This is a genomic window from Neorhizobium sp. DAR64860/K0K1 (assembly GCF_050500205.1).
In the GTDB taxonomy this organism is placed as follows: Bacteria; Pseudomonadota; Alphaproteobacteria; order Rhizobiales; family Rhizobiaceae; genus Neorhizobium; species Neorhizobium soli.
The window spans coordinates 139,740-166,683 of record NZ_CP191459.1 but is presented as its reverse complement, the minus strand read 5'-3'; the positions used below and the strand labels follow the sequence as shown (position 1 = coordinate 166,683).

Sequence of the window (26,944 nt, the reverse complement as noted above, 5' to 3'; positions counted from 1 at the left end):
CGCTTCAATGCATCAGCATATGGGAATGCCGGTGTGAAGTTCAATTCCGGGGCGTGACGATCCGTGCGCGAAATGCCTCGTCCATGGCTCGCGCCAGCTTGAAATCACGATCTGTCAGCCCCTTCTTCGCATGGGTGGTGAGTTGCACCTCGACACGCGAATAGCTGTTGGACCAGTCCGGATGATGGTCGAGTTTTTCAGCCGCCAACGCGCATTCCGCCATGAACCCGAAGGCTTGGCGAAACGACGCAAAGACAAAGCTCCTCGTGATCGCGTCGCCATCAGGGCCCATCGTCCAGCCATCGAGAGTGGCGATCTCGCGCTCGATCGCTTCTCTGTCCAGCACCTCATAAGCCATCAGCATACCTTCGCCAGAGACTAGAAACGGTGCTCGGCTGTTTCCATCTCGTCCTGGGCATAGCCGTAGCTGAGCTCGCGCAGCGGGAAGATTTCCTCCGTCAGGTAGGGCCCGCCACCGCAGGATTCCTTGGAAGACATCAGCACGAAACGCGGAACGACAAAGGGCGCGGTGTGAAAATTCCCGCGCCCTGAAAGGTAATGTACGACTTCATCGAGTCGGCAGTGTTTGAGACGTGCCAGAGTGACATGCGGCGTGAATTTCCGCGGATCCGGCGCCAGTCCGAGACGCTGGCAGATCCGCTCGGTTTCCCCCTGCAGCGCGTGAAGTTCGGGCGACGGGGAGACACCGGCAAAGATCGAATGCGGCTTCTTGGACCCGAACGAACCGATACCTGTCAGCTTTAGCTGGAATTCCGGACGGTCGATCCGGTCCAGCCGGTCGACGATCTCGTCTGCGGTCCGTCCGTCGATGTCGCCGATGAAGCGAAGGGTGATGTGATAGTTCTCCACATCGATCCACCGTGCGCCGGGGATGCCGCCACGGAGCAGCGACAGGCTCATCGCGACATTGCGTGGAACTTCGAGGGCGATGAAAAGTCTCGGCATAGGGACCTCCTCGAATCTTTTGCAGATGCTAACAGCGGAACATGCAACTCGCTTCCGCGCAAGATATTATTTTTGCTGACTACCGATGTCCCCAAGGAAGGCTTCGACCGAAGGAAGGCTCTTTTCGACCATGGCCGCGACACCCTTTGCGTTTGGATGCATGCCGTCTTCGAGCTGCATTCCGGCAACAGTGGTCACGCCATCGAGGAAGAACGGATAGAGCGGCAGCGCGTGTTTCTTGGCGAGCCTTTCGTAGATCGGGTTGAACTTCTGCGCATAGTCGCTGCCCATGTTCGGCGGCGCCATGATGCCAACCAGATAGATCGCAATGTTGCGCGCCTTCAGCCGCGTGATCATCGCATCGAGGTTCTTTTCCGTCTGCTCGGGTGCGATGCCGCGCAGCGCATCATTGGCGCCAAGCTCAAGGATCACGCCATCAGTGCCATCTGGAACCGACCAGTCGATGCGTCCAAGCCCGCCGGAACTGGTATCGCCGGACACGCCGGCATTGTTGATCGCCACATTGAGGCCCTTCGCTCTCAGCGCTGCCTCGAGCTGGGCGGTGTAGGATTCTGCCGGCGCCAGCTGGTAACCGGCCATCAGACTGTCTCCAAAACCGACGATCTGGAGGGTCTTGTCCTGGGCAAAAGCCGGGGCTGCGGTCAGTGCTGCCAGTATCATGACGAGGAATTGAAGCGGTCTTGCTTTAAAACGCACGATCGGTCTCCTAGATTTGGGCTTAACCGCAGCGCGGCATGAATTGCTCTTGAAGCCTATATAGGACGGTCTGCATTGACTAAAACCATCATCACGCTGCGAAAAGCCGATCTCACCCTCGGCAGCGCGGCGGCATCCGTTCACGTTTTGAAGAGCATGGATCTTGACGTCGACACAGGAGAAGCGGTCGGCATCGTTGGTCCCTCCGGTTCCGGCAAATCGACACTGCTGATGGTGCTGGCTGGCCTTGAACGCCTCGACAGCGGCGAGATCGTCATTAACGGCCAGGCGCTTCACAACCTTTCCGAAGATGCGCTGGCGGATTTCCGCGGCCGCAATATCGGTATCGTCTTCCAGTCGTTTCACCTCATCGCCAACATGACCGCGCTCGAAAACGTCGCGGTCCCGCTGGAGCTTGCGAATGCGAAAGATCCGTTCGAGATCGCCCGCCGCGAGCTGACAGCCGTTGGCCTCGGTGAGCGGCTGCACCACTATCCCGGCCAGCTCTCCGGCGGCGAGCAGCAGCGCGTGGCGATCGCCCGCGCACTCGCCCCCTCGCCTGCCGTGCTGATCGCGGACGAACCAACCGGCAATCTCGATACCGAGACCGGGCGCCAGATCGCCGACCTTCTGTTTTCCAAGCAGGCCGAGCGCGGCATGACGATGATCCTCGTCACCCATGACATTTCGCTCGCTGCCCGCTGCTCGCGCCAGATCCGCGTCCGCTCCGGCGAAATCATCGACGACGGAGCAGGCGCTCCGGCCGTTCAGGTCGCATCCGTATGATGGTCGCGGTCCCTCGGCTGAAAATTGCACTGCGCCTGGCATTGCGGGAAATGCGCGGTGGCCTTAGCGGCTTCTACATCTTCCTCGCCTGCATCGCCCTTGGCACCGGCTCCATCGCCGCCGTCAATTCCGTTTCGCGCGCCATTACCGAAGCGATTGCCGGCCAGGGCCAGCAGCTGCTTGCAGGCGATATTCGTTTTGAGCTGAACAACCGCGAAGCGACCGAACAGGAACGCGCCTTTCTGAGCGGGCTCGGCGAAATGTCCGTCTCGACCGGCCTGCGCTCCATGGCCCGCAAGCCGGATGGATCCGAACAGGCGCTGGTCGAGGTCAAGGCCGTCGACGGCGCCTATCCGCTCTACGGAGAGTTTAAGGCCGAGCCGGCCGCGCCCCTGCAGGAACTCGTCGCCAAACAGGGCGAGACCTTCGGCGCACTGGCCGCTCCGCTTCTGCTCGAGCGCCTCGGCATCAAGACTGGCGACGAACTGTTGCTTGGCAATATCAGGCTCGTCCTGCGCGGCACGATCGCGTCGGAACCGGACGCGGTGTCCGATGGCTTCGGCTTTGCGCCCCGCCTGATGGTCAGCCGGGAAGCGCTGCAGGCGTCGGGCCTGATGGCAAACGGCAGCCTTGTCGAACACGCCTACAAGATCAAGCTGCGTGATCCTGCCAGCCGGACCGGGTTGGCCGATCGCGCCAACCGCGAATTCCCGGCCGCCGGCTGGTCGATCCGAAGCAGCGACCGCGCAGCCCCCTCGCTTACCGAAAACGTCGAGCGCTTCTCGCAGTTTCTGACGCTGGTCGGCCTCACCGCGCTGATCGTCGGCGGTGTCGGCGTGGCGAACGCCGTGCGGGCCTTCCTCGATGCCAAACGCACCACGATCGCCACGTTCAAATGCCTCGGCGCACCCGCAACTGTTGTCACGCTGATCTACCTGTTCCAGATCATGGTTCTGGCAGTGATCGGCATTCTGGCCGGCCTCGTCATCGGCGCCGTTTCGCCCATCGTGGCACTGCGCTTTCTCGAAGGCGTGCTTCCGGTACCCGATGGCATCAACATCTATCCCTCTGCGCTTGGGCTTGCCGCCCTGTTCGGTCTGCTGATCACCTTTGCGTTCGCCATTCTGCCGCTTGGACACGCGCGAGAGGTCCCTGCCACAGCTTTGTTCAGAGAACAGAGTTTCGACACGGGCCGGCTTCCATCCTGGCCGTATCTGGCAGCCGCAGGCGCAGCACTCGCCGCTCTCGCGATCCTTGCGATCTTCTCGTCCGAAAATCACTTCGTCGCCTCGGTCTTCCTCGGCGCAGTCGCCTGCGCCTTCGTGTTGCTGCGGCTGGTTGCAGCGCTCATCTCGTGGCTTGCCCGTCGGGCTCCGCGCGTAAGTTCGCCGGCCTTGAGGCTGGCGCTCGGCAATATCCACCGTCCCGGCGCCTTGACGCCCTCGGTCGTGCTCTCGCTCGGCCTCGGTCTGGCACTCCTGGTGACGCTGGCGCTGATCGACGGCAACATGCGCAACCAGCTGACCGGCAACATCGCCCGCAACGCGCCGAACTTCTTCTTCGTCGATGTCCAGAGCGCCGAAGTCGATGGTTTCCGCAAGCTGCTGCAGGAGCAGGCACCCGGCGCCAAGCTGTTCGAGGTGCCGATGCTGCGGGGTCGCATCCTCGCCTTCAACGGTCAGGATGTCAGTCAGATGAATGTTCCGGCAAAGGGCCGTTGGGTTCTGCGCGGCGATCGCGGCATCACTTACGCCAAGAACAAGCCGGAAAGCTCGACCCTGACGCAGGGTGAATGGTGGCCGGCCGACTATGACGGCGAGCCTCTCGTTTCATTTTCGGCGGAAGAGGCAGGCGAACTCGGACTGAAACTCGGTGATACGGTCACCGTCAACGTGCTCGGCCGCAACATCACCGCCAAGATCTCCAGTTTCCGCAACGTCGAATGGGAATCGCTGTCCATCAACTTCGTCATGGTCTTCTCGCCCAACACGTTCCGCGGCGCGCCGCATGCCTGGCTTGCGACCCTCACCGATCCATCGGCAACGGCGCAGCAGGAAGCGACAATCCTGCGCTCCGTCAGCAATGCCTATCCGACCATCACGAGTGTTAGGGTCAAGGATGCGATCGATATCGTCGATCAGTTGATCGGCCAGCTGGCAACCGCGATCCGGGCAGCGGCCGCCGTGGCGCTGATCGCTTCGGTGCTGGTGCTTGCCGGGGCGCTTGCGGCCGGAAACCGCGCCCGTACCCACGATGCCGTGATCCTGAAGACGCTGGGCGGAACGAGATCCATGCTCATTCGTGCCTTTAGCTATGAATACATGATCCTCGGCTTCGCCACCGCCGTGTTTGCGCTTCTGGCCGGCGGCGTATCCGCCTGGTTCATCGTGTCGCGCATCATGCGCCTTCCCTCGACCTTCCTGCCGGATGTGGCGATCATCACGGTTGTGGCCTCGCTGGTGCTGACCGTCGGCATCGGGCTTATCGGCACATGGCGGGTGCTCGGCCAGAAGGCGGCGCCGGTCCTCCGGGAATTGTGATCGGGAGCTTTGGGATCCATTGCGTTCCTTCCCCCTTGTATAGGCGTGGTTATCGCCTCATATTTGATGGTAGGCTTGCTGGGCTCCGCAGCGGCGCCTGGGTCTGACCGTTAGGGCCCGACACCGTGACAAATTCCGGAGCTTGAAGAGGATACTATGGCTGACTTCAACAACTATCAAAACCGAGCCGCCCAGACGGGTGCGCAGTCCGGTGCGATGATCGATGAAGGCCTGCGCGCCTATATGCTCAAGGTCTACAACCTGATGGCACTCGGCCTGGCAATCACCGGCATCGCGGCATTCGCGACCTGGCAGATGGCCGTCGCCGATGGCCAGCTGACCCCCTTCGGCCAGCTGCTGTTTGCAAGCCCGCTGCGCTGGGTCGTGATGCTGTCGCCGCTCGCCGTCGTGTTCTTCCTGAGCTTCAGGATCAACAAGATGAGCGTGAGCGCCGCCCAGGCAACCTTCTGGGGCTACGCTGCCCTGATGGGTCTTTCGCTGTCGTCGATCTTCCTGGTCTTTACCGGCCAGAGCATCGTGCAGACGTTCTTCGTGACTGCAGCTTCGTTCGGCGCCCTGTCGCTCTACGGCTACACGACGAAGAGAAGCCTGTCGGCAATGGGCTCGTTCCTGATCATGGGCCTGTTCGGTCTGATCATCGCCTCGATCGTCAACATCTTCCTGGCGTCTTCGGCACTCGGCTTCGCGATCTCCGCGATCGGCGTGCTGATCTTCGCAGGCCTTACCGCCTACGACACGCAGAAGATCAAGGAAATGTATTACGACGCGGATGATGCGACGGTCATGGGCCGCAAGGCGATCATGGGCGCCCTGACGCTCTACCTCGACTTCATCAACCTGTTCACCTTCCTGCTTCAGTTCATGGGCAACCGTAACAACTGATCCACGGAGTGGACGACAGACCAGACGACACACAAGAAGGCGGCCGCAAGGTCGCCTTTTTTGTTGCCCGCCGGGAGGCTGCGTCATAGGCTTGCTGCCTCACCTCAAGCTCCAAGTCCTGCCATGCCCCAGCACCTTCGCGACGTCACAGCCGACGACCTGCCCGCCATCACCGCCATCTACCGGGACAGTGTGCTGAACGGCACTGCAAGCTACGAGATCACCCCGCCTGACCTGAAAGAGATCACCGCGCGCTTCCAAGCCCTCCGCGAGAAGGGCTATCCTTACATCGCCGCCATCGACGACGCCGGTGTGCTCATCGGCTATGCCTATGCATCCGCCTTCCGCACGCGGCCAGCCTATCGCTGGCTGGTAGAGGATTCGATCTATCTCTTTCCGGGGGCGCGTGGAAAGGGTGCCGGGAAGGCACTGCTGCAGGAACTGCTCAGCCGCTGCACAGCGCTCGGCTTTCGCCAGATGGTGGCCGTGATCGGTGGCGCAAGCCCCGCATCCGTCGCGGTCCACAAGAGCCTAGGCTTCGAAATGACCGGTACGCTGAAAGGCACCGGCTTTAAGCACGGTCAGTGGCTGGACACGGTCCTGATGCAGATCGCACTCGGAGAGGCTAAGGATACACCGCCTGACCCGACGGTCTATCCCGGTTCGCTGTTCACCGAGTGAACCAGTTCAGTCGATGAGCTTCAGCGCCTTGTCGAACACTTTCAACACCTGTGGCAGCTCGTGACCACGCTTCAGGATCACGCCGTTCGTGTTGATGACGGAATAGGCACCCTGCTTGTTGGCAAGCTTGGGGTTCTTCTCGATCCTGAACAGCGGCATCTCGCCCGATCGCTTGAAGATCGAAAACACGGCCTTGTCCTTCAGGTGGTCGATCGCGTAATCCTTCCACTCGCCCTCGCCCACCATCCGACCATAGATCCACAGGATGGAGTCGAGCTCTCGACGGTGAAATGTCACGGGCGCAGGATCGAGGCTCTGTCGGTATTCGCTGAGATTGACGACGACGGCAGCATCGTGAGGCCGGTGGCCCCTCGGAAATTCAGGCTGATCGGTCATCAAGACTCCCAATCATAGATGTCAAAGCAGTGACAGTGTGCCCCGACATTTTAGAAATTACAACGCTGCCATACCAGGTTACCGGCTGCCGCGATGTTTTCTGAGAAAGCCGTATTTCGGTCAAAACAGCGCCCGAATTGCAAGCGAGATTGCAGATGTTGGTTTGGCGCGTTCTTTAGCGCCATTTGGCCCGGTTCGGTTCGCTGACCCTTACCCCCAGCCCCCCAGTGGATTTGGACCGGGCCGCCAACAAACTTCCCGTCGAAAAGAATGAGCGCGCGGCGCTCCGCGACCAGCTTGCTGGTGAGCGGTGTTGGTATGCCCTGTCAGTCGTCCAGCTTCTTGCGCCCGGCCATCAGGATTGTTGCGCCGATGATCTCGGCCGGCTCGCCATTCGGGCCCGATGCCTGAAGCAGGATTGCGCAACCGTCCTTCTTGGACTTGCCCATCAGCTTGCCTGGCAGCTTCAGCGACATGGTCTGGCCGTTCCACATGCCAACGGACTGCACGTCGTAGACGCTATGCCAGTAATCCATGTTCTTGCCGCTGTTTTCGCCCTTCGTCACCTCGACCTGCTGCTTCTTCGTGAAGTAGGCGACGACGACTTCGGCCTCGGCCGGTATCTGTGCATTGCCGGCGCCGATCTCGATCTCGATCTCGTCTCCGTGCATGGCAGCCGAGACGGGAACAACCAGCCCCTCTCCCTTGCTGCGCATACCATCGACCTTGGAGTTGATGCCGACCAGGTCCGTACCTTTGACATGGTCGCGACCGTTGATGATGGCCTGCGGCGTGTACACGCCGCTGCGGCCCATCGTCTTGGCATAGCCGTACTGACGCTCGGTATTCTCTTTGGAGGCAAGCGTATCGGTCCAGCCGAGATAGTTCCAGTAGTCGACGTGATAGGACAGCGCCACGACGTCGCCCTGGGCCACAAGCTGGCTGAACGTGGTGTCCGCCGGCGGACAGGAGGCACAGCCCTGCGAGGTGAACAGTTCCACGACGCCCTTCGGGGCCTTCGATTCCCCTGCCGAAGCCGAGCCTGCTATCAGCAGACCGGCAACGAGGACCATGGAGCGAAAACGAAGCAGCATGAATGGCAAACCCTTTGATAGGTTGTTTGTTATCCACGATTGCGAGGGGCAATCAAGGCCATAACGGTGGGACGCCGGATAAGTAACCGCGGCACCGGTTCAAGAGGAAGTCACGAACGGGTGAGGATCCGACATGTGATCGCTCTCTGCGATCGCGTGTCCGGCCCGTTCCGCCTGTTAGAAAAAGCTCAGCAATCCCTGGGTCAGGTAGACCGCGCCGACGCCGGTCACCACCCATCGGGTCCAGCTCCGAAAATTGGCGTCCGTCATCTTTTGCAGGATACCGTTGCCCGCCCGTGCGCCGAGGATGGCGATCGGCGCGGCGATCAGCACCGCCACCATGTCAACGGTCGGAAGGTTCGAAGCGGCATCCCAGTAGAAGGCGATCTTTGCCAGATGCGAGATCGTCTGGATCGACGCCTTGGTGGCGATGACCTTGCGCCGGTCCATCGCGGTGCGAATGAAGAAGATATCGACCGTCGGACCTGCCACGCCGACGCTGATCGTCATCCCACCCGACAGCAGCCCAGCCAAAAACGCATGCGAGGGACGCGACGCATCGAGCTGCAGTCGGTTGACCGGTATCCAGACGAGAACAGGCATCAGGCCGACACCGATCAGGACCACGATCAGGCTTGGCGTATAGCTCGTCAGAAACAGGATGAGGGCGGAAACCGCCACACCGGAACACAGGATCGAGAGGATCTTCCAGTCGATATAGGCGCGGGAGAACCAGGCGCGGGATCCGTTGGAGACCATCTGGATGACGCCCTGGATCGCGATTGCCGTGCCGACCGGATAGAGAAACAGCAGGACCCACAAGAGGATCAGCCCGCCCGCCATGCCGAAAATCCCAGACAGAAGCGACGTCAGGAAAACCGTAACGGCCATGCCGATAAAAATGATGAGGGACAAGGAATGAAGACCTTAACGTCGGTGGCCAAGGCAAAATGCTCACCACCGCATCCCCGTGCTGGTCAGGGGAATTGAGCGACCCGGCACATGCAGGGTCGGAAAACCGGTTCTCCAGCCCAGGAATTTGGGCTGACGAAGTCTTGCGAAAAGCACATCCAGGCGGGTGAGCCGATCGCCGTCAAAGAATTTCCACCCGCCGGTCTGACCGGCGGGTGGAGGATTTTTTATTAAGCGACCAGATCGCGAAGAACGGTCTGCAGAATGCCGCCGTTGTTCATGTAGATCACCTCGTCCAGCGTATCGATGCGGCAGAGGATGTTGATTTCCTTCACCGAACCGTCGCCATAGGTGATCTTTGCGATCTTCCATTCGCGCGGCTTGATATCGCCTTCGAGACCGACGATCTCGACCGTCTCGTCACCCTTGAGGTCGAGCGAAGCCCAGGTCACGCCCTCTTCGAAGACGAAGGGAACGACGCCCATGCCGACCAGGTTGGAGCGGTGGATACGCTCGAACGACTGGGCGATGACGGCCTTGACGCCGAGCAGGTTGGTGCCCTTTGCAGCCCAGTCACGCGAGGAACCGTTGCCGTATTCGACGCCGGCAAAGATGACCAGCGGCGTGCCTTCATCCTTGTACTTCATGGCCGCATCGTAAATCGACATCTCTTCCTTGGACGGATAGTGGATGGTGTAGCCACCTTCCTTGCCGTTCGGGCCGAGCATGTGGTTGCGGATGCGGATGTTGGCGAACGTGCCGCGCATCATGACTTCATGATTGCCGCGACGCGTGCCGTACTGGTTGAAGTCGGCAACGGCGACGCCGTTTTCCGAAAGGTAAGCACCGGCTGGCGAAGCAGCCTTGATCGAACCGGCCGGCGAGATGTGGTCGGTGGTGATCTTGTCGCCGAACAGGCCAAGGACGCGTGCGCCGTGGATGTTCTTGAGACCGGTTCCCGTCTTGCCCATGCCGACGAAATACGGCGGGTTCTGCACATAGGTCGACTTGTCGTCCCATGCATAGGTGTCGCCGTCAGGGATCTGGACTGCCTGCCAGTTCTCGTCGCCCTTGAACACGTCCGCATACTTGCTCTCGAACAGTTCGCGGGTGACGTATTTCTGGATGAACTCCTGAACTTCCTTGGAGGTCGGCCAGACATCCTTGAGGAATACCGGCTGGCCATCGCTGCCGATGCCGAGCGGTTCCGTGGTCAGGTCCTTGCGCACCGAGCCGGCCAGCGCATAAGCGACGACGAGCGGCGGCGAAGCCAGGTAGTTGGCCTGGACGTCAGGCGAAATACGGCCTTCGAAATTGCGGTTGCCGGAAAGAACGCCGGCAGCAATCAGACCCTTGTCGTTGATCGTCTTGGAGATCGGCGCCGGCAGAGGACCGGAATTGCCGATGCAGGTCGTGCAGCCGAAGCCGACGAGGTTAAAGCCGATCGCATCGAGCGAATCCTGCAGGCCGGACTTGGCGAGATATTCGCCAACAACCTGAGATCCCGGTGCAAGCGAGGTCTTCACCCAAGGCTTGGACGTCAGACCCTTGGCAACTGCGTTGCGGGCGAGAAGGCCAGCCGCGATCAGCACCGACGGGTTGGATGTGTTGGTGCAGGACGTGATGGCGGCAATCGCCACATCGCCATGACCGAGATCGTAATCCGTGCCTTCAACCGGGTAGCGGTTTTCAAGCTGGCCCGGCTTCTTGTAGTCGGTGTCCATCGAGCCAGCGAAACCGGAGGCGATGTTCTCGAGCGAGATGCGACCTTCCGGACGCTTCGGGCCGGCCATCGACGGCACGACGTCGTTGAGGTCGAGTTCCAGCGTGTCGGTGAAGACCAGCTCGGCACCGTCGGTGTCGCGCCACATGCCCTGAGCCTTCGAATAGGCTTCGACGAGCGCGATGCGCTCCTTGGTGCGGCCGGACATGTGGAGGTAGCTGACGGTTTCGGCATCGACCGGGAAGAAGCCGCAAGTCGCTCCGTATTCCGGACCCATGTTACCGATCGTCGCACGGTCTGCGACCGGCATGTTGTCCATGCCTGGGCCGAAGAATTCGACGAACTTGGAAACCACGCCCTTCTTGCGCAGCATCTGCACGACTGTCAGCACGAGGTCGGTCGCGGTGACGCCTTCCTTGAGCTTGCCGGTCAGCTTGAAGCCGATGACTTCTGGCAGAAGCATGGAGACAGGCTGGCCGAGCATCGAGGCTTCCGCTTCGATACCGCCGACGCCCCAACCGAGAACGCCGAGACCATTGATCATGGTCGTGTGCGAATCGGTGCCAACGCAGGTGTCCGGATAAGCGACGGTTTCGCCGTCTTCTTCACTGGTCCAGACCGTCTGGCCGAGATATTCGAAGTTCACCTGGTGGCAGATGCCGGTGCCGGGCGGAACGACGCGGAAATTCTTGAACGCCTGCTGGCCCCACTTGAGGAAGCGGTAGCGCTCGCCGTTGCGCTCGTATTCGAGCTCGACGTTGCGGGCAAAAGCAGTCGGTGTGCCGAATTCGTCGACGATGACCGAGTGGTCGATGACGAGATCGACCGGGACCAGCGGGTTGATCTTTTCAGGATCGCCGCCGAGTGCCTTGATGCCGTCGCGCATGGCTGCGAGATCGACGACTGCCGGAACGCCGGTGAAGTCCTGCATCAGCACGCGGGCTGGACGATAAGCGATCTCAGCCTCGGCCAGACCCTTGTTGTTGAGCCATTCGGCAACCGACAGGATCTGGTCCTTGGTAACGGACTTTCCGTCTTCGAAGCGCAACAGGTTTTCAAGCAGAACCTTCATCGAGAAGGGCAGCTTGGAAACGTCCGGCAGACCATTCTGCTCGGCTTTCGGAAGGCTGTAATAGACATAGTCCTTACCGCCTACGGTAAGGACGGAGCGACAATTGAAACTGTCGACAGATTTAGCCACGGATAAACCCCGCTGATGTAAGAGCCAACACGCGCGTGCGGACGCCTATGCACTTCATGCACATCAGGATGCGGGTACGACCATTTCCGCTGTCCGCACGAAAGGACTTTTGATGATCCTCAAGTTCGGCGCTAGATGAAAATCACGCCGGCCGCTGGCGTGTTGCGATGCTTATAGATAATTTCTAAGAAGCGTTCCAGACACTTTGACGCAGGTCGCCAAACATTTTTTGGCAGCGATGTGATCGAAGGCTTAATCCGGCCCGAAAAGGCATAGACCACATGCGGCTGATTGCCGAAAATCTGAGCGCCCGGCGCGGCGAAGATCTGATCTTCCAGGGCGTGTCCTTCGCATTGTCTCGCGGCGAAAGCCTTGTTCTGACGGGGAAAAACGGATCGGGCAAATCCACGCTCCTGCGCGTCGTGGCAGGCCTCCTGCGCCCCGAAAGCGGCACCGTCACATGGCAGGCAGAGACTGCTGACAAGGGCATGCGGGCAGCAGAAGCCTGCCATTACCTCGGCCACCGCAATGCCATGAAAGCCGAACTTTCGGTGTATGAAAACCTGACATTCTGGCAGCAGTTTTTCGGCCATTCACCGCAGGGCGAGTCTCTTTCTGTCGACGAAGCGGCCGATGCGGTCGGGCTTGGCGACATCACCCATCTGCCGTTCGGATATCTTTCCGCCGGCCAGCAGCGCCGCATGGCATTTGCCAAGCTTCTCGTCTCCTTCCGGCCGGTCTGGATCCTCGACGAACCGACCGCAGCCCTCGACGTGAGTGCGGAACGCGTGTTCACCGGGCTGATCGAATCACATCTCCGAAACGGCGGCATCCTGATCGGCGCCACCCACCAACCGCTCGGACTGGAGAACGCGCAGGAACTGAAGATGGCCGGCTTTACCGGTATCGCCGAGGAGGTCTGGTGATGACCGCTCTCCTCCTGCGCGACCTGAAGCTTTCCGTCCGTGCCGGCGGTGGCGCGCTGATCGGCGTCCTGTTCTTCATCACGGTTGTCGCCGTCATTCCCTTCGGTGTCGGTCCCGATCTCAACCTTCTGTCGCGAATCGGTCCGGCGATCGTCTGGATCGGAGCGCTCCTCTCCGCCCTGCTCGGCCTCGACCGGATGTTCCAGACCGACCGCGAGGATGGATCGCTGGACCTGATGCTGATGCAGGAGCATCCGCTCGTTCTCACCGTGCTCGTCAAATGCCTGGCCCACTGGATCGGCAACGGCCTGCCGCTGGTCATCGCTTCGCCGCTGCTTGGCCTGTTCATGAACATGGACGAAGTGGCGATCGGCGCCACCATGCTGACGCTTCTGGTCGGTACGCCGGCGCTGACCTTCATCGGTGCCGTGGGCGCAGCGGTTGCGGTAACCCTGCCGCGCGGCGGGCTGCTCGTCTCGATCCTCGTCCTGCCGCTTGCCGTGCCGGTGCTGATCTTCGGGGTCAGCGCTTCCTATGCGGCGGTGGAGGATCCTGCTCCATTCCTGCCGCCTTTTCTGATACTGGTGGCAATCACGATGTTTTTTGCAGTGCTTGGGCCCCTTGGCGCAGCGCTCGCTTTGCGAAACGCCGACGATTGATTAGATGGAACTTCTTTTCGCCCTGAAGTAGAAAACCCAGATGTCCGAAAGCCTTGCCATCACCAAATTCAGCGATCTCGCCAACCCGACCCGGTTTTTAGGCCTGGCGTCGCGCGTCCTGCCCTGGCTTGCAGCGGTCACCGCGATCCTGTTTGCAGCAGGCCTCTATCTGAGCTTTGCCGGCGAAGGCGACTATCAGCAGGGGCTGACGGTTCGCATCATGTATGTGCATGTGCCCGCGGCATGGCTTTCGATGATGTGCTACACGGTGATGGCGCTCTCGGCGATCGGCACACTCGTCTGGCGCCATCCGCTGGCAGACGTTGCACACAAGACCGCCGCCCCGCTCGGCGCCGCCTTCACGCTGATCGCGCTTGCCACCGGCTCTCTCTGGGGCAAGCCGATGTGGGGAACCTGGTGGGTCTGGGACGCGCGGCTCACCTCCGTCTTCGTGCTGTTCCTGATGTATCTCGGCCTGATCGCGCTCAACCGTGCCATGGATGATCCGGGCAAGGCCGCCCGCCTTTGCGCCATCCTCATCCTGGTCGGCTTCGTAAACATTCCGATCATCAAGTTCTCGGTCGACTGGTGGAACACGCTGCATCAGCCGGCAAGCGTCATCCGCATGGGCGGTTCGAGCATCGACGGGTCGTTCCTGCGGCCGCTGCTCGTCATGGCACTCGCCTTCACGATGCTGTTCTTCACCCTGCACATCGCCGCCATGCGCAACGAGATCTGGCGCCGCCGCGTGTCCGCGCAGCGCCGGATGGCAGCAAGAATGGCCGGCGACAAACCCGGCTCGGCGATCGAGAAGAGCAACTGACATGAGCCACACATTCTATATCGCCATGTCCTATGGAATTGCCGGCCTCATCTCGCTCTGTCTGATCGGCTGGGTCTGGCTCGATGGCCGCGCCCGCCGAAGGGAGCTTGCGCAGCTCGAAGCCGCCGGCATCCGCCGCCGCTCGGCAACGGCGCCGGAAGGCGGCAAGGCATGAGCGCCGAACCCTCATCCTCGCAGGACATCCCGCCGAAGCGCCGCAGTCTCACCCGTTACGCCTTCGCGCTGATCCCGCTGCTTGCCTTCGCAGGCTTTGCCGCAGTCGCCGGCAAGATGCTCTACGACCAGGATGTCAACGGACGCGACATCTCCGCCATTCCGTCAGCCCTGATCGGCAAGAAAGCGCCGTCCCTCGCGCTACCGCCTCTCGAAGGCTCGAGCACCGCGGCACTGACCTCTCCGGCCATTGCCGGCAAGCTGACGCTGGTCAATGTCTTTGCCTCCTGGTGCGTCCCCTGCCGGCAGGAACATCCGATCCTGAAGCAACTGGCAGAAGACAAAAGGCTCACCATCGTCGGCATCAACTACAAGGACCGCAACGACAACGCGCTGCGCTTCCTCGGCGAGCTCGGCAACCCTTACAAGGCGATCGGCATCGATCCGAACGGCAAGTCCGCGATCGACTGGGGCGTCTATGGCATTCCGGAAAGCTATCTTGTCGGCCCCGACGGCACGATCCTCTACAAGAAGGTCGGCCCCTTCGACACCCGCAGCGTCACCCAGGATCTGCTACCGGCCATCGAAGAAGCGGCAGGCAAAGGCTGAGCCGGCACGTGCTGATTCTGAACCTTGTTCAACGCCTCAAACCGCGTTCTGCCAGACCTTGATCGCATCGACGGGCCAGACCAGCATCAGCACGTTGAGGACGAGGTTGTCGCGGATCAGCCAGCCGGTGAAGAGTTCGAAGAACAGGGCGATGCAGACGGTGAGCCAGATGGGCGCGCGCGCGGCAAACAGGAATCCGAGCGCCATGAACACCGTATCCATCGCCGAGTTGATGATGCTGTCGCCCGAATACCCAAGCGCCATCGTCGCGGTCCGGTAGCGGTCGATGATGACGGGCGAATTCTCGGCGATTTCCCACGCGGCCTCGATCAGCACCGCAAGCGAGAACCGGGCCGCAACCGGCGCGCGGCGCAGGATCAGCCAGCCGAGCCCGTAAAACAGAAAGCCGTGGATGATGTGGGACGGCACATACCAGTCCCCCAGATGCTGGGAATTACCTGACGAATTTACATCAGGCTCGAACAGCTTGATGTAGCCGCATTCGCAGATCGGAATGCGGCCAATCGCATAGAGAATGGCGATCTGCGCCACAAAAATTACCAGCGCTGCGACAAGCCAGCGTCGTCCGGATGAACCGCTTGGCGGAAGCACCCCGGCAGTCACACCTCGGAACCTGATTTCGGCTCTTCGACGGAATGGCGCATGATCAGAGGCATCTGCGACAGGGTGAACAAGATGGTGATCGGCATCGTGCCCCAGACTTTGAAGTTGACCCAGGCCTCGTCGGAGAAATTGCGCCAGACGACTTCGTTGAGCACGGCGAGAAACAGGAAGAAGATCCCCCAGCGCAGGGTGAGCTTTCTCCAGCCCTCTTCATTCAGGCTGAAGGCGGCATTGAAGACATAGCCGAGCAGCGACTTGCCGAAGAAAAGCCCGCCGAGCAGCACCACGCCGAACAGCGTGTTGACGATGGTCGGCTTCATCTTGATGAAGGTTTCGTCCTGCAGCCAGATCGACAGCGACCCGAACACCATGACGACCACGCCCGACACGAAGGGCATGACCGGCAGATGCTTGAAGACGATCTTGGAGATCACCAGCGAGATCACCGTGGCGACCATGAACAGCGCGGTTGCCACCAGAAGCGGGCCGCCGACGGCCGAAAGCGCCGGGAATTTCTGCACCAGCCATTCGCCGCGCAGGTTGCCGAAGAAGAACACCAGGAGCGGCCCGAGCTCCAGCGCCATTTTCAGGCCCGGATGCTGCTTTTCTTCCTTGGTCGGCTTGGTGTCGCTTTCAATCGTCTGCATGGGGTCCAACTTTAAAGCCAGTAATTGCCTGGAGCAAATTCGTTTCTGTGTGTCATCAATGGGGCGCGGGCGCCAGCCCGGCGATCGCTTCGGCGAAATCCTTGGCCTCGAAAGGCTCGAGATCGTCGACCCCTTCGCCGACGCCGACGAAATAGACCGGCAGCTTGTGCTTGGCGGCGATCGCGACAAGGATACCGCCGCGCGCGGTGCCGTCGAGCTTGGTCATGATCAGACCGCTGACGCCGGCGATATTGCGGAAGATCTCGACCTGGTTCATCGCATTCTGGCCCGTCGTCGCATCGAGCGTCTGCAGCACCGTATGCGGCGCGTCCGGATCGAGCTTGTTCAGCACGCGAACGATCTTTTCGAGTTCCGCCATCAGCTCGGTCTTGTTCTGCAACCGGCCGGCCGTGTCGATGATCAGCACGTCCGACTTGTTGGCACGCGCCTGCTCGAACGCGTCATAGGCAAGACCCGCCGCATCGGCGCCGAGCTTGGTGCCGATGAACTGCGATCCCGTCCGGTCGGCCCAGATTTTCAGCTGCTCGATGGCAGCGGCACGGAACGTATCGCCGGCGGCCAGCATCACCTTCAGCCCCGAGCCCGAAAGTTTTGCCGCCAGCTTGCCGATCGTCGTCGTCTTGCCGGTGCCGTTGACGCCGACGACGAGAATGACATGCGGCTTGTGGCTGAGATCGAGCTGCAACGGCTTGGCAACCGGCGTCAGCACCCTGGTGATCTCCGCCGACATGATGCGCGACACATCCTCGCCGGTCACGTCCTTGCCGTAGCGTTCGGAAGACAGCGTGCCGGTGATCCGCATGGCGGTCTCGACGCCGAGATCGGCCTGGATCAACAGATCCTCGAGATCCTCGAGCGTCTGGTCGTCCAGCTTGCGCTTGGTAAACAGCGCCGCGATCTGGCCGGTGAGCTGCGACGAAGTCCGCGACAGGCCTTCGCGCAGACGCTGGAACCAGGTGAGTTTGGCCGGCGGCACGATGGTGACCGTCTCCGGTGCCGCACTGGCGGTGGAAAAGCCCTTGGGAAGAACGGGCGTCGGCAGTGGAGCGGAATCGACATCTGCGGCCGCTTCCGCTTCCAGCAGCGACAGTGGCACGAGCCCGAGTTCGGAGGTTTCCTCGACACCCGGGAGAATGGCACCCTCGTCCTCTGCGGCAGCCTCGGAACCCGGCTCGTCGACGTCAGCCATATCGGCAGGCTCATCCGACGCCGGTCCGCCGGCAGTCTCCATCTCGATCGCGGCCACCGGATCGACAGCGGCGACGGGCAGGTCTTCCGCGCGGGTCTTGGGTTCAAGCTCCGCCTGAACGGAGTCCGCTTCTGTGATCGGCGCCGGAGCGCGATCTTCGACCTGTTGTTCGGGGGGGACGTCGCCGAAGGTGAAGACGCGTTTGATGAAACTCAGTGCCATAAGAAATCCGTTCCGGTCAGGCCGCCCGCTCTGTGGCGGGAGCGGCCATGACCCGCATGTCGAGATGTTTGCCGTTATGGCCAGTTATCATAATGCGCTGGATGTCCCGGGGAACCAGCCCCGGCACGGCGACCAGCGAAAAGTTTTCGGTATGCGCCAGGCCGTTGTTTTCAACGATGACGATCTGTTCGGTCCCCACCATGCGGTCGAGGTGGGCATTATGCAACGCTTCACCCGTTGCACGAAGTCGCGCGGCACGGTCCTTGACCAGAGCCCGGTCGAGCTGCGGCATCCGCGCAGCCGGCGTTCCGGGACGCGGGCTATAGGGGAAAACATGCAAAAAGGAAATGCCGGCGTCTCGCGCAAGCGTCGCCGAATTTTCAAACATCTCTTCCGTCTCGGTCGGAAACCCGGCGATCATGTCGGCGCCGAATGCGATCTCGGGCCGCAGCCGGCGGGCCTGTTCGATAAAGGCGAAGGCTTCGCGGCGACTGTGGCGGCGTTTCATCCGCTTGAGGATCATGTCGTCGCCATGCTGCAGCGAGAGGTGCAGATGCGGCATGAAGCGCGGCTCGTCGGCGATCAGATCCCAGAGGTGATTGTCCGCCTCGATACTGTCGATCGAAGACAACCGCAGCCGCAGGATATCAGGCACCTGCCTCAGAAGCGTCTTCGCAAGAAGCCCGAGGGTCGGCTGGCCGGGAAGGTCGCCGCCGTAGCTGGTGGCATCGACGCCGGTCAGCACGATCTCGCGATACCCGCTTTCGGTTAGCCTGCGCGCCTGTTCGACGACCGCGCCCATCGGCACCGAACGGGAATTGCCGCGACCGTATGGAATGATGCAGAAGGTGCAGCGGTGATCGCAGCCGTTCTGGACCTGGATGAAGGCCCTCACGTGACCGTCGATATGACGGATCATCTGCGGCGCCGTCGCCTTGATGCTCATGATGTCGTTGACGCGCAGCTTTTCTTCCGACGACACGCCGAAATCCGGCAGCGCGCGATAGGATTGGCTCTTCAGCTTTTCCTCGTTGCCGAGCACCATGTCCACTTCGGGCATGTCGGCAAACGCCTGCTTCTCGGTCTGGGCGGCGCAACCCGTCACAACGATCCGGGCATGCGGATTGTCACGACGCACGCGACGGATCGTCTGGCGGGCCTGGCGCACGGCTTCCGAGGTCACAGCACAGGTATTCACCAGCACGGCATTGTTGAGCCCGGCCTTTTCGGCCTCCGCCCGCATCACTTCCGATTCGTAGGTGTTCAGCCGACAGCCAAAGGTGATGACCTCGACGCCACTCAATGGACCTGCGCCCCTTGGTGAGCGCCCTGTCCCAATTCCTCGTCGCGCAAAAATTCACCGCTGACCGGATCGACCTTGCCGGACCATTCCCATTCCGCAGGGCCGGTCATCACCACGTGATCGTCTTCACGCCACTCGATGACGAGCGGCTGCCGGGTGGGCGCCGAGGCAACGTCGATGGTCACGGTGCGACCCGTGCGGCCGGTGCGCGCCGCCGAAACACCCGCGGCACAGGCGGCGGAGCCGCAGGCAAGCGTCAGCCCCGCGCCGCGTTCCCATGTCCGGGTGCGCAGCGACGTTTCCGATGTCACCTGCGCCAGCGTTATATTTGCCTTTTCCGGAAAGATCGGATGGTTTTCGAGAAGCGGTCCGAACCGTTCCAGATCGAAATCCATCGGGTCGCGGTCGACCCAGAAGATCGCATGCGGATTGCCGATCGCCATTGCGGACGGCGAATGCAGGATCGGCGCATCGATCGGGCCGATCTGCAGCTCGATCCGGCTGGTATCGTAGAATTCTTCAGACAACGGGATCTTGTCCCAGGCAAAGGCCGGCTTGCCCATATCGACCGAAATCGTGCCATCCTCGTGCTCACGTGCATTGAGAATGCCGGCAACCGTCTGGAAGGTGAAAACCTTGCGGCCGGTCTCGGAGCTCAAGGCCTGGACGACGCAGCGGGTGCCGTTGCCGCAGGCCTGGGCCTTGCTGCCGTCGCAGTTCAGGATGTCGATAAACGCGTCGGTACCCGCTATCTTCGGATCGTGGATCGCCATGATCTGGTCGAACTGGGTCGCAGCATCAGCGTTGAGCGCAACGGCTGCTTCCGGCGTGACCTTGTCGGCGCGACCGCGCATGTCGATGACCAGGATCTTGTTGCCAAGCCCGTTCATGCGCGCAAATTCGACCTGTTCTGCCATGATTGCCAACCCGTGCGGTAAATTACCGGTCATCGGCCGTATATGGCGGAAATCGCCACGAATTGCCAGTAGCGCGCGCAACTTGTGCGGCGAGCGCCATTCTCCGATCGTGTCATCCGAAGATCTGGTCGACCAGCGCATGCACCCGGCGGAACGCCGCCCTGGCGCCTTCTGCTGCCTCGAGTTCCTCTGCCTCGGTCAGCAGAAGCTCGTTATAGGCCGAAACGAAGTTGCGCCAGTGCAGGCCGCGGCCGTCCGTGTGGCCGGCCAGATGCCGCGCGCCGAAATCGTCCGACAACCCGAGCTTGGCCGCTTCCTTGCGCAGGAAAGCAGCGCCGAGATTGGAGCCTTCGGCGACGTAGAGCCAGCCGAGCGCGGTCGCAGGATTGAGGGGGCCGGTCGTCGATCCCAGCTGTTCCGGCACGCCGCCGAGATCCGCAATGTCATGGCGAAGCGCTTCCAGCCGGCAACGCTCGGCAAGGCCGGGCAGCAGCCGGTTGAGTTCGGCGGCCGCGTAAAGCGGCGCGACATCGGCGTGAAACCGATGCTGGACGTCGAGAAACAAGGCATAGCGCTCGCGATTGGCGAATGGCTCCGCCCGCATGATCCGCTTGTCGAGCGTATCATGCGTACCCGCTGTCTGCGCCTTGAGGCGCTGGATGCGAGTAGCGTCCGTCAGGCGGCCCAGTTCGATCTGCATATCTTGCCCCAAATACTCATGTTTCGGCATCAAGCAAACTGTGGAGCGGCTCGTCAAGCTCCGTCACGCCGGAACGTCGAAAACCTCACCTGCCCGCATCGGCCGGAATCGTTCACGCGCAATACCACGACTGTCGAGCGCCGCAAACAGCGCCTCCACCGGCTGGTCGATGCCCTCGTCGGTCAGCTTGACCGTGCCCCAGTGATGCCCGGCAACGAAGGAGGCTCCGCAAAGCTGCATCCCTTCGACGGCTTCCTGCGGATCCTGGTGCTGCGCCTTCATGAACCAGCGCGGCTCATAGGCGCCGAACGGCAGGTTCGCCAAGCGGAAAGGACCATGCTTACTGCCCGCGGCGCGATAGTTGACGCCCTCGTGAAATCCGGTATCGCCCACATGATAGACCTTGCCGGCCGGCGTTTCAAACACGAAGGCCGCCCACAACGCCTTGCGCCGGTCACCGAGACCCCGCGCCGACCAGTGATGGCAGGGCTCGCAGTGAAACACGACGCCGGGCGCGACGGTCTCGCTGCCGCCCCAGTCCATGACCGTGATCTTCGCATCCGGCACCTTGGAGCGGATGATCGCATCATTGCCGAGCGGTGTGATGAAATGCGGCTTGTCGCGGCCCTCAAGCACCCACAGCGTCTCGAGATCCATGTGGTCGTAGTGATTGTGGGTAACGAGCACGATATCAATCGGCGGCAGATCACCGATGCGGATACCCGGCGGATTGACCCGCTTGGGCCCGGCGAAGGAGACCGGACTGGCACGCTCCGACCAGACCGGATCGGTCAGAATATTGACGCCGGCAACCTGGATCAGCAGCGACGCATGGCCGACCATGGTGACCACAAGACGATTGCCGCCCACGCGCGTCTCCGGCACGGCCTGCGGAAACGGGCTGGCAAACGTGTCCGGCCAGGGAATATTGCCGTTGCCGAGCTTCCAACGCAGGAGGTCGAACGTTCCCCGCGGCTCCTCGCCACCGGGATTGAAGAAATGCGTCCCGTCGAAGTGATCGGACACCGGACCGGAATAATAGCTGTTGGCTGCCATGGCACCTCGTGCGGTCAACCCGCCGGCAAGGGCCACCACTGCGCCGATCCCGGACCATTTGAGAAAATTGCGACGTTTCATGAGGTCTGTTCGATCACCGGAGTTGGCAAGAGCTGCGCCATCAAGGCCACCTCTATCTATATTCGCATGTATCCCCTATAGAATAGGGCAATTCGTGTAGGGGCGGAAGCATGAGGAGACATCAGATCTCCGGCATCGGGTGCGTGGGATGCCCGCAACCGCCGCAAAACCCCGGCGCGCCTTGACTTCCACCCCCATTTCCTGTTTAAGCCCGGCAATCTGCTGACAAGTCCGAGAGCTTGGAGCCGCCGACCGGGAGCCGAACTATTCGGAAACCCGGAGGTCAACACCCGACAGCGCGTGGCGCCCTCGGGTGCTATTTGGCTTTGCGTACTCCTTGGTGCCTTGTATTTGCCGGCGAAAGAACCGACGTTTTTGGGCACCCGGAAACGAAGAAGGAATACACGATGTTCGAAAACCTCCAGGACCGTCTTGGCTCCATTCTGAATGGACTGACCGGCCGTGGCGCATTGAGCGAAGCGGATGTATCCGCCGCCCTGCGCGAGGTTCGCCGTGCGCTTCTGGAAGCCGACGTGGCGCTGGAAGTGGTGCGCGCCTTTACCGACAAGGTTCGTGAAAAGGCCGTCGGCGCCGAGGTTCTGAAATCGATCAAGCCCGGCCAGATGGTCGTCAAGATCGTCCATGACGAACTGGTCGAAATGCTCGGGACCGAAGGCGTCGGCATCAGCCTGCATGCCGCGGCCCCGGTCGTGATCATGATGGTCGGTCTGCAGGGTTCGGGTAAGACCACGACCACAGGCAAGATCGCCAAGCGGTTGACCGACCGCGAAAAGAAAAAGGTGCTGATGGCGTCGCTCGATACGCGACGTCCGGCAGCTCAGGAACAGTTGCGCCAGCTGGGCGTCCAGACCGGCGTCGATACGCTGCCGGTCATTGCCGGCCAGTCGCCGACCGATATCGCCGCGCGCGCCGTCCAGGCGGCCAAGCTCGGCGGCCATGACGTCGTCATCCTCGACACCGCCGGCCGCACGCATATCGACGAACCGCTGATGGCCGAAATGGCGGAAATCAAGCGGAAGTCCAACCCGCATGAAATCCTGCTGGTGGCCGACAGCCTGACCGGCCAGGACGCCGTCAACCTGGCGCGCAATTTCGACGAACGCGTCGGCATTACCGGCCTCGTTCTGACCCGCATGGATGGCGATGGCCGCGGCGGTGCAGCGCTTTCGATGCGCGCTGTCACCGGAAAGCCGATCAAGCTGATCGGTGTCGGCGAACGGATGAACGAACTCGAAGAGTTCCATCCCCGCCGCATCGCCGACCGTATTCTCGGCATGGGCGACATCGTCAGCCTGGTCGAAAAGGCAGCCGAAAACATCGACGCGGAAAAAGCCGCGGCGATGGCCAAGAAGATGCAGTCGGGCAAGTTCGACCTGAACGACCTTGCCGACCAGCTGCGCCAGATGAAATCGCTCGGCGGCATGGGCGGCATCATGGGAATGATGCCCGGCATGGCCGGCATGAAGGACAAGCTTGCCGCATCCGGCATGAGCGACAAGATGTTCGACCGCCAGATCGCCATCATCGGCTCGATGACGAAGGCCGAACGCGCCAACCCGGATATGCTGAAGCACTCCCGCAAGAAACGCATCGCAGCCGGCTCCGGCACGGACGCATCCGAAATCAACAAGCTGCTGAAAATGCACCGCCAGATGGCCGACATGATGAAAATGATGGGCGGCAAGGGCAAGGGCGGCATGATGAAGCAGATGATGGGCGGCCTTGCCGGCAAGATGGGTCTTGGTGGCATGGGTGGCGGAATGGGTGGAATGGGCGGCATGCCCGATCTTTCCAAGCTCGATCCGAAGCAGCTGGAAGCCCTGCAGAAGCAGGCCGAAGCTGCCGGCATGAAGCCTGGCTCCATGCCGGGTCTCGGCGGTGGAATGCCGGGTCTTGGCGGCGGAAAGCTCCCCGGCCTCGGCGGCTTCCCGGGTCTTCCCGGCCTGCCTGGCAAGAAGAAGTAAGGGGAGGACACGATGGTTGACCCTGAAATCAAGGCAAAGCTTTCGAGCTACCGCCAGTCGATCGACAATATCGATGCGGCACTGGTGCATATGCTGGCGGAACGCTTTCGCTGCACCAAGGAAGTGGGCGTCCTCAAAGCCCAATACGATTTGCCGCCGGCAGACCCGGCGCGCGAGGAATACCAGATCGAACGCCTTCGCCGCCTGGCCGACGACGCTCATCTGGACCCGGATTTCGCCGAGAAGTTCCTGAACTTCGTCATCAAGGAAGTCATCCGGCATCATGAAGCCATCGCCGCCGAACACGGCGGTAAGGAAACTGCTTAAACAATAACGACACGGCCCGCCGGGACGGCGGCCCAGACAAACCTAGGAGTGAATACAATGCCCTTGAAGATCCGTCTTGCCCGTGGTGGCTCGAAGAAGCGTCCTTACTACACGATCGTCGTTGCTGACGCCCGTTCGCCACGTGACGGCCGCTTCCTGGAAAAGGTCGGTTCGTGGAACCCGATGCTTGCCAAGGACGACGCAAAGCGCGTTGAAGTCAACGTAGAGCGCGTTCAGCATTGGCTCGACAACGGCGCACAGCCGACCGACCGCGTTCTGCGCTTCCTGGCAGAAGCCGGCGTTGGCCAGCGCGATGCCAAGAGCAACCCGGAAAAGGCGAAGCCGGGCAAGAAGGCTCAGGAACGCACTGCCGAGCGCGCAAAGAAGATCGAAGACGCCAAGGCAGCTGCTGCCGCGGAATAAGATCTGCTTCTTTTGCTTCGACGGGTGGTGCGGCAACGCACCGCCCGTTTTGCTGTTTTCATTCCGCCGAGACTGTTTTCATTTCACTGTGTTGCGCTTAAATGGGCGCGAAGAAACCGGAGCCTTCCCGCATGACCAAGCTCGAAAACCCAGTTCTGATGGCAACGATCGGCGCTGCCCAGGGCCTGCGGGGCGAGGTGCGGGTGAAATCCTTTACCGAGGATCCGACCGCACTCGGCGACTACGGCAATCTTTACACCACGGACGGCCGGGTCTTCGAGATCCTCGATATCCGCGAGGCGAAAACCGTCGTCATCGTCCGCTTCCGCGGCATCAACAGCCGCGAGGATGCAGAAGCGCTGAACGGCATCGAGCTGTTCGTCGACCGTGACAACCTGCCGGACGAGGAACTGGACGACGACGAATTCTATTACGCCGACCTCGAGGGCTTGGAAGCCGTCGACAAGGACGGCAAGAGCTTTGGCACGGTCAGCGCCGTGTTCGATTTCGGCGCCGGCGATCTCCTGGAGCTGAAAGGCCCCGGCCGTCGTCCGTCGCTCATTCCGTTTACCGAGGCAGCCGTTCTGGAGATCGATCTCGAAGGCGGCAAGATCCTGATCGATCCCGAAGCTGCGGGCCTGATCGAAAACCCGGACGAAGACGACGCGAACTCGAACTTTCCGCGCAAGGACAAGTGACCGCGATGCCGTTTCGCGCGACGGTGCTCACCCTCTATCCGGAAATGTTTCCCGGCCATCTCGGCTTTTCCCTCTCCGGCAAGGCAATGGAACGCGGGCAGTGGTCGCTTGAAGCGATGCAGATCCGTGATTTCGCGGAGGACAAGCACCGTACTGTCGACGACACGCCGGCCGGCGGCGGCGCCGGCATGGTGTTAAGGGCGGATATTCTCGGCAAGGCGATCGATTCCCTCGTAGATGACAGCCGTCCCCGCCTGCTGATGAGCCCGCGCGGAAAGCCGCTCAGCCAGAAGCGGGTCCGCGAGCTTGGCGATGGCGAGGGCGTGGTGATCGTCTGCGGACGTTTCGAAGGCGTCGACCAGCGGGTGATCGATGCACGCCAGCTCGAGGAAGTGTCGATCGGCGACTATATCCTTTCGGGCGGCGAGCCGGCCGCTTTGACGCTGCTCGACAGCGTCGTTCGCATTCTGCCGGGCGTGATGGGCAATGCGCTGTCCGGCACCCACGAAAGCTTCGAGCACGGCCTGCTCGAACACCCGCACTATACGCGTCCACAGGTCTTCGAAGACCGGGAAATCCCCGCTATTCTGACCTCCGGCAACCATGCCGCGATCGAGAAATGGCGGCTCGAACAGTCGCTGCGGCTTACTCGGGAACGCCGCCCGGACCTGCTGAACGAAAGCTAGCCGGTGACGAAATAGTAGACGGTCAGGCCTGCGCCGACCGCCACCACGCACCAGCGCAGCACTGCCTGCGGAACGCGTCGTGCGAGCCACACGCCGCAATAGCCGCCGAGCGCGCCGGCCGGCATCATGATGATCGTTTCCGGCCAGGCAATCACGCCGCCGCCGACGAAGACGACGATCGCGACGCCGGCAATCAGCGCCGCCAGCATGTTCTTCAGCGCATTGAGATGGTGATAGCTGCCGCCGGTCGTCAGACCCAGCACCGCCAACATCATGATCCCCATTCCGGCCCCGAAGAACCCACCATAGATCGATGTCAGGAACTGACCGATGACCGAAAGCGGCGAGTTGGCAGGGCGCTCGGACGAGGCTTTCGGCTTCAGCCACGGGCCTGCCGCAAACACGGCGGTCGCAGCGCCCAGGAGCCACGGCACGACCTGGCGAAACGCGTCATTGTCGAGCGCCAGCAGGATCAACGCTCCCAAAATCGAGCCGATGACGGAGACGGTTGCGAGCGCCAAAGCACTTCGCCAGTGCCTGGCAATCTCGCGGCGATAGGCAAGCGTCGAGGTGACATAGCCCGGAAACTGCACGATCGACGATGTTGCGTTGGCCGCGATCGGCGGCACGCCGGCAAGCGTCAAGGCGCCGAAAACGAGAAACGTTCCGCCGCCGGCAATCGCGTTGGCGGCGCCCGAGAAAAAGCCGGCCGCGGCCAGCAGCACCACCATGGTGATCGACATCAATCCTCCCGAATTCTTTTCGGTCAGCCTTTAGACCTGCTATGGAGAGCCAGCAAGCGGCGAAAACGCCACCGATCGCCACAAAATTGCGGCATGCCCGATGACAAGCGCATGCCTTTCGTGTAATGGCGCGAACGGAAATGGGAAAACTGTCCCGTCTGCCAGCAACAAAGAATGGCGAAACGCTCTGCCGCAAGGCAGATCCAGAGGCT

General features: G+C 61.5%; 29 protein-coding genes. 14 read left to right on the top strand and 15 right to left on the bottom strand.

The genetic code is table 11. The features are described from left to right. Window positions 1-40 precede the first annotated feature (40 nt). From ACQY1J_RS05405 to ACQY1J_RS05395, 3 genes are all read right to left on the bottom strand, one after another. Window positions 41-358 carry a 4a-hydroxytetrahydrobiopterin dehydratase gene (locus tag ACQY1J_RS05405; protein ID WP_092660928.1) on the bottom strand — a complete coding sequence of 106 codons (318 nt, stop codon included), beginning with the start codon at window positions 356-358 and terminating at the stop codon, window positions 41-43. 20 nt (window positions 359-378) lie between these two features. Beyond that, window positions 379-966: an RNA 2',3'-cyclic phosphodiesterase gene (gene thpR / locus ACQY1J_RS05400; RefSeq protein WP_092659293.1), complete on the bottom strand. Its 588-nt coding sequence runs from the start codon at window positions 964-966 to the stop codon at window positions 379-381. Window positions 967-1,032: 66 nt separating this feature from the next. Beyond that, complete coding sequence (locus tag ACQY1J_RS05395; protein WP_113167784.1) at window positions 1,033-1,683, bottom strand: GDSL-type esterase/lipase family protein; 651 nt, start codon at window positions 1,681-1,683, stop codon at window positions 1,033-1,035. Window positions 1,684-1,758: 75 nt separating this feature from the next. Here ACQY1J_RS05395 and ACQY1J_RS05390 point away from each other — a divergent pair, with 75 nt between their 5' ends. The 4 genes from ACQY1J_RS05390 (at window position 1,759) to ACQY1J_RS05375 (ending at window position 6,593) form a co-directional block, all read left to right on the top strand. Further along, window positions 1,759-2,469, top strand: coding sequence for an ABC transporter ATP-binding protein (locus tag ACQY1J_RS05390; RefSeq protein WP_113111718.1), 711 nt, complete (start codon window positions 1,759-1,761; stop codon window positions 2,467-2,469). Beyond that, window positions 2,466-5,009 (top strand): ABC transporter permease, encoded by a 2,544-nt coding sequence (locus ACQY1J_RS05385; RefSeq protein ID WP_062581636.1) that lies wholly within the window; start codon window positions 2,466-2,468, stop codon window positions 5,007-5,009. The genes ACQY1J_RS05390 and ACQY1J_RS05385 overlap by 4 nt, the downstream gene beginning before the upstream one ends. Window positions 5,010-5,165: 156 nt before the next feature. Continuing rightward, on the top strand, window positions 5,166-5,912 hold the full coding sequence (locus tag ACQY1J_RS05380; protein ID WP_062581634.1) for a Bax inhibitor-1/YccA family protein: 747 nt from the start codon (window positions 5,166-5,168) through the stop codon (window positions 5,910-5,912). A gap of 123 nt (window positions 5,913-6,035) precedes the next feature. Beyond that, a complete protein-coding gene (locus tag ACQY1J_RS05375) occupies window positions 6,036-6,593 on the top strand; it encodes an N-acetyltransferase family protein (protein ID WP_430250879.1) in 558 nt (185 codons plus the stop codon). 6 nt (window positions 6,594-6,599) lie between these two features. Here the strand turns inward: ACQY1J_RS05375 and ACQY1J_RS05370 are convergent, their stop codons facing one another. The 4 genes from ACQY1J_RS05370 to acnA form a co-directional block, all read right to left on the bottom strand. After that, entirely contained in the window at window positions 6,600-6,989 is a 390-nt protein-coding gene (locus tag ACQY1J_RS05370; RefSeq protein WP_192085694.1) for a DUF2794 domain-containing protein, read from the bottom strand. Between the two features lie 326 nt (window positions 6,990-7,315). Next, window positions 7,316-8,083 carry a DUF1223 domain-containing protein gene (locus tag ACQY1J_RS05365; RefSeq protein WP_062462362.1) on the bottom strand — a complete coding sequence of 256 codons (768 nt, stop codon included), beginning with the start codon at window positions 8,081-8,083 and terminating at the stop codon, window positions 7,316-7,318. Window positions 8,084-8,260: 177 nt separating this feature from the next. Further along, window positions 8,261-8,998 (bottom strand): TSUP family transporter, encoded by a 738-nt coding sequence (locus ACQY1J_RS05360; RefSeq protein WP_430250878.1) that lies wholly within the window; start codon window positions 8,996-8,998, stop codon window positions 8,261-8,263. A 227-nt stretch (window positions 8,999-9,225) separates the two neighbouring features. Then, on the bottom strand, window positions 9,226-11,919 hold the full coding sequence (gene acnA, locus ACQY1J_RS05355) for an aconitate hydratase AcnA (protein ID WP_062462356.1): 2,694 nt from the start codon (window positions 11,917-11,919) through the stop codon (window positions 9,226-9,228). A 281-nt stretch (window positions 11,920-12,200) separates the two neighbouring features. On the opposite strand from acnA, the gene ccmA reads away from it, so the two are divergent. From ccmA to ACQY1J_RS05330, 5 genes are read left to right on the top strand one after another with little or no spacing between them, the layout of a single operon-like run. Next, a complete protein-coding gene (gene ccmA, locus ACQY1J_RS05350; protein ID WP_430241810.1) occupies window positions 12,201-12,845 on the top strand; it encodes a heme ABC exporter ATP-binding protein CcmA in 645 nt (214 codons plus the stop codon). Next, window positions 12,845-13,504 carry a heme exporter protein CcmB gene (gene ccmB / locus ACQY1J_RS05345; protein ID WP_113111713.1) on the top strand — a complete coding sequence of 220 codons (660 nt, stop codon included), beginning with the start codon at window positions 12,845-12,847 and terminating at the stop codon, window positions 13,502-13,504. Before ccmA ends, ccmB begins: the two co-directional genes overlap by 1 nt. Before the next feature lie 40 nt (window positions 13,505-13,544). Further along, window positions 13,545-14,327, top strand: coding sequence for a heme ABC transporter permease (locus ACQY1J_RS05340; protein ID WP_430250877.1), 783 nt, complete (start codon window positions 13,545-13,547; stop codon window positions 14,325-14,327). A gap of 1 nt (window position 14,328) precedes the next feature. Continuing rightward, window positions 14,329-14,502, top strand: coding sequence for a heme exporter protein CcmD (gene ccmD, locus ACQY1J_RS05335; RefSeq protein ID WP_430250876.1), 174 nt, complete (start codon window positions 14,329-14,331; stop codon window positions 14,500-14,502). Continuing rightward, window positions 14,499-15,110, top strand: coding sequence for a DsbE family thiol:disulfide interchange protein (locus tag ACQY1J_RS05330; protein ID WP_430250875.1), 612 nt, complete (start codon window positions 14,499-14,501; stop codon window positions 15,108-15,110). The genes ccmD and ACQY1J_RS05330 overlap by 4 nt, the downstream gene beginning before the upstream one ends. Before the next feature lie 36 nt (window positions 15,111-15,146). Here ACQY1J_RS05330 and ACQY1J_RS05325 read toward each other — a convergent pair whose 3' ends face one another. The 7 genes from ACQY1J_RS05325 to ACQY1J_RS05295 form a co-directional block, all read right to left on the bottom strand. Beyond that, window positions 15,147-15,722: a DUF2585 domain-containing protein gene (locus ACQY1J_RS05325; RefSeq protein ID WP_430251865.1), complete on the bottom strand. Its 576-nt coding sequence runs from the start codon at window positions 15,720-15,722 to the stop codon at window positions 15,147-15,149. A gap of 8 nt (window positions 15,723-15,730) precedes the next feature. Further along, entirely contained in the window at window positions 15,731-16,381 is a 651-nt protein-coding gene (locus tag ACQY1J_RS05320) for a septation protein A (protein ID WP_062462334.1), read from the bottom strand. 55 nt (window positions 16,382-16,436) lie between these two features. Further along, window positions 16,437-17,813, bottom strand: coding sequence for a signal recognition particle-docking protein FtsY (ftsY, locus tag ACQY1J_RS05315; RefSeq protein ID WP_430250874.1), 1,377 nt, complete (start codon window positions 17,811-17,813; stop codon window positions 16,437-16,439). Between the two features lie 16 nt (window positions 17,814-17,829). Beyond that, complete coding sequence (mtaB, locus tag ACQY1J_RS05310) at window positions 17,830-19,116, bottom strand: tRNA (N(6)-L-threonylcarbamoyladenosine(37)-C(2))-methylthiotransferase MtaB (RefSeq protein WP_430250873.1); 1,287 nt, start codon at window positions 19,114-19,116, stop codon at window positions 17,830-17,832. After that, entirely contained in the window at window positions 19,113-20,033 is a 921-nt protein-coding gene (gene dapF / locus ACQY1J_RS05305; protein ID WP_113111882.1) for a diaminopimelate epimerase, read from the bottom strand. Before dapF ends, mtaB begins: the two co-directional genes overlap by 4 nt. Window positions 20,034-20,145: 112 nt before the next feature. After that, window positions 20,146-20,733 (bottom strand): biliverdin-producing heme oxygenase, encoded by a 588-nt coding sequence (locus ACQY1J_RS05300; RefSeq protein WP_062581614.1) that lies wholly within the window; start codon window positions 20,731-20,733, stop codon window positions 20,146-20,148. 63 nt (window positions 20,734-20,796) lie between these two features. Continuing rightward, window positions 20,797-21,870 (bottom strand): MBL fold metallo-hydrolase, encoded by a 1,074-nt coding sequence (locus tag ACQY1J_RS05295; RefSeq protein ID WP_430250872.1) that lies wholly within the window; start codon window positions 21,868-21,870, stop codon window positions 20,797-20,799. A 407-nt stretch (window positions 21,871-22,277) separates the two neighbouring features. On the opposite strand from ACQY1J_RS05295, the gene ffh reads away from it, so the two are divergent. From ffh to trmD, 5 genes are all read left to right on the top strand, one after another. Continuing rightward, a complete protein-coding gene (ffh, locus tag ACQY1J_RS05290) occupies window positions 22,278-23,855 on the top strand; it encodes a signal recognition particle protein (RefSeq protein WP_113165678.1) in 1,578 nt (525 codons plus the stop codon). 12 nt (window positions 23,856-23,867) lie between these two features. Next, complete coding sequence (locus ACQY1J_RS05285) at window positions 23,868-24,182, top strand: chorismate mutase (protein WP_062462309.1); 315 nt, start codon at window positions 23,868-23,870, stop codon at window positions 24,180-24,182. Window positions 24,183-24,239: 57 nt separating this feature from the next. Further along, window positions 24,240-24,605 carry a 30S ribosomal protein S16 gene (rpsP, locus tag ACQY1J_RS05280; protein WP_062462306.1) on the top strand — a complete coding sequence of 122 codons (366 nt, stop codon included), beginning with the start codon at window positions 24,240-24,242 and terminating at the stop codon, window positions 24,603-24,605. A gap of 131 nt (window positions 24,606-24,736) precedes the next feature. After that, entirely contained in the window at window positions 24,737-25,303 is a 567-nt protein-coding gene (gene rimM / locus ACQY1J_RS05275; protein ID WP_430250871.1) for a ribosome maturation factor RimM, read from the top strand. Between the two features lie 5 nt (window positions 25,304-25,308). Next, window positions 25,309-25,989 carry a tRNA (guanosine(37)-N1)-methyltransferase TrmD gene (gene trmD / locus ACQY1J_RS05270; protein WP_062462630.1) on the top strand — a complete coding sequence of 227 codons (681 nt, stop codon included), beginning with the start codon at window positions 25,309-25,311 and terminating at the stop codon, window positions 25,987-25,989. Here the strand turns inward: trmD and ACQY1J_RS05265 are convergent. Further along, window positions 25,986-26,732 (bottom strand): sulfite exporter TauE/SafE family protein, encoded by a 747-nt coding sequence (locus tag ACQY1J_RS05265; RefSeq protein ID WP_430250870.1) that lies wholly within the window; start codon window positions 26,730-26,732, stop codon window positions 25,986-25,988. The genes trmD and ACQY1J_RS05265 overlap by 4 nt on opposite strands. Window positions 26,733-26,944: the final 212 nt, after the last annotated feature.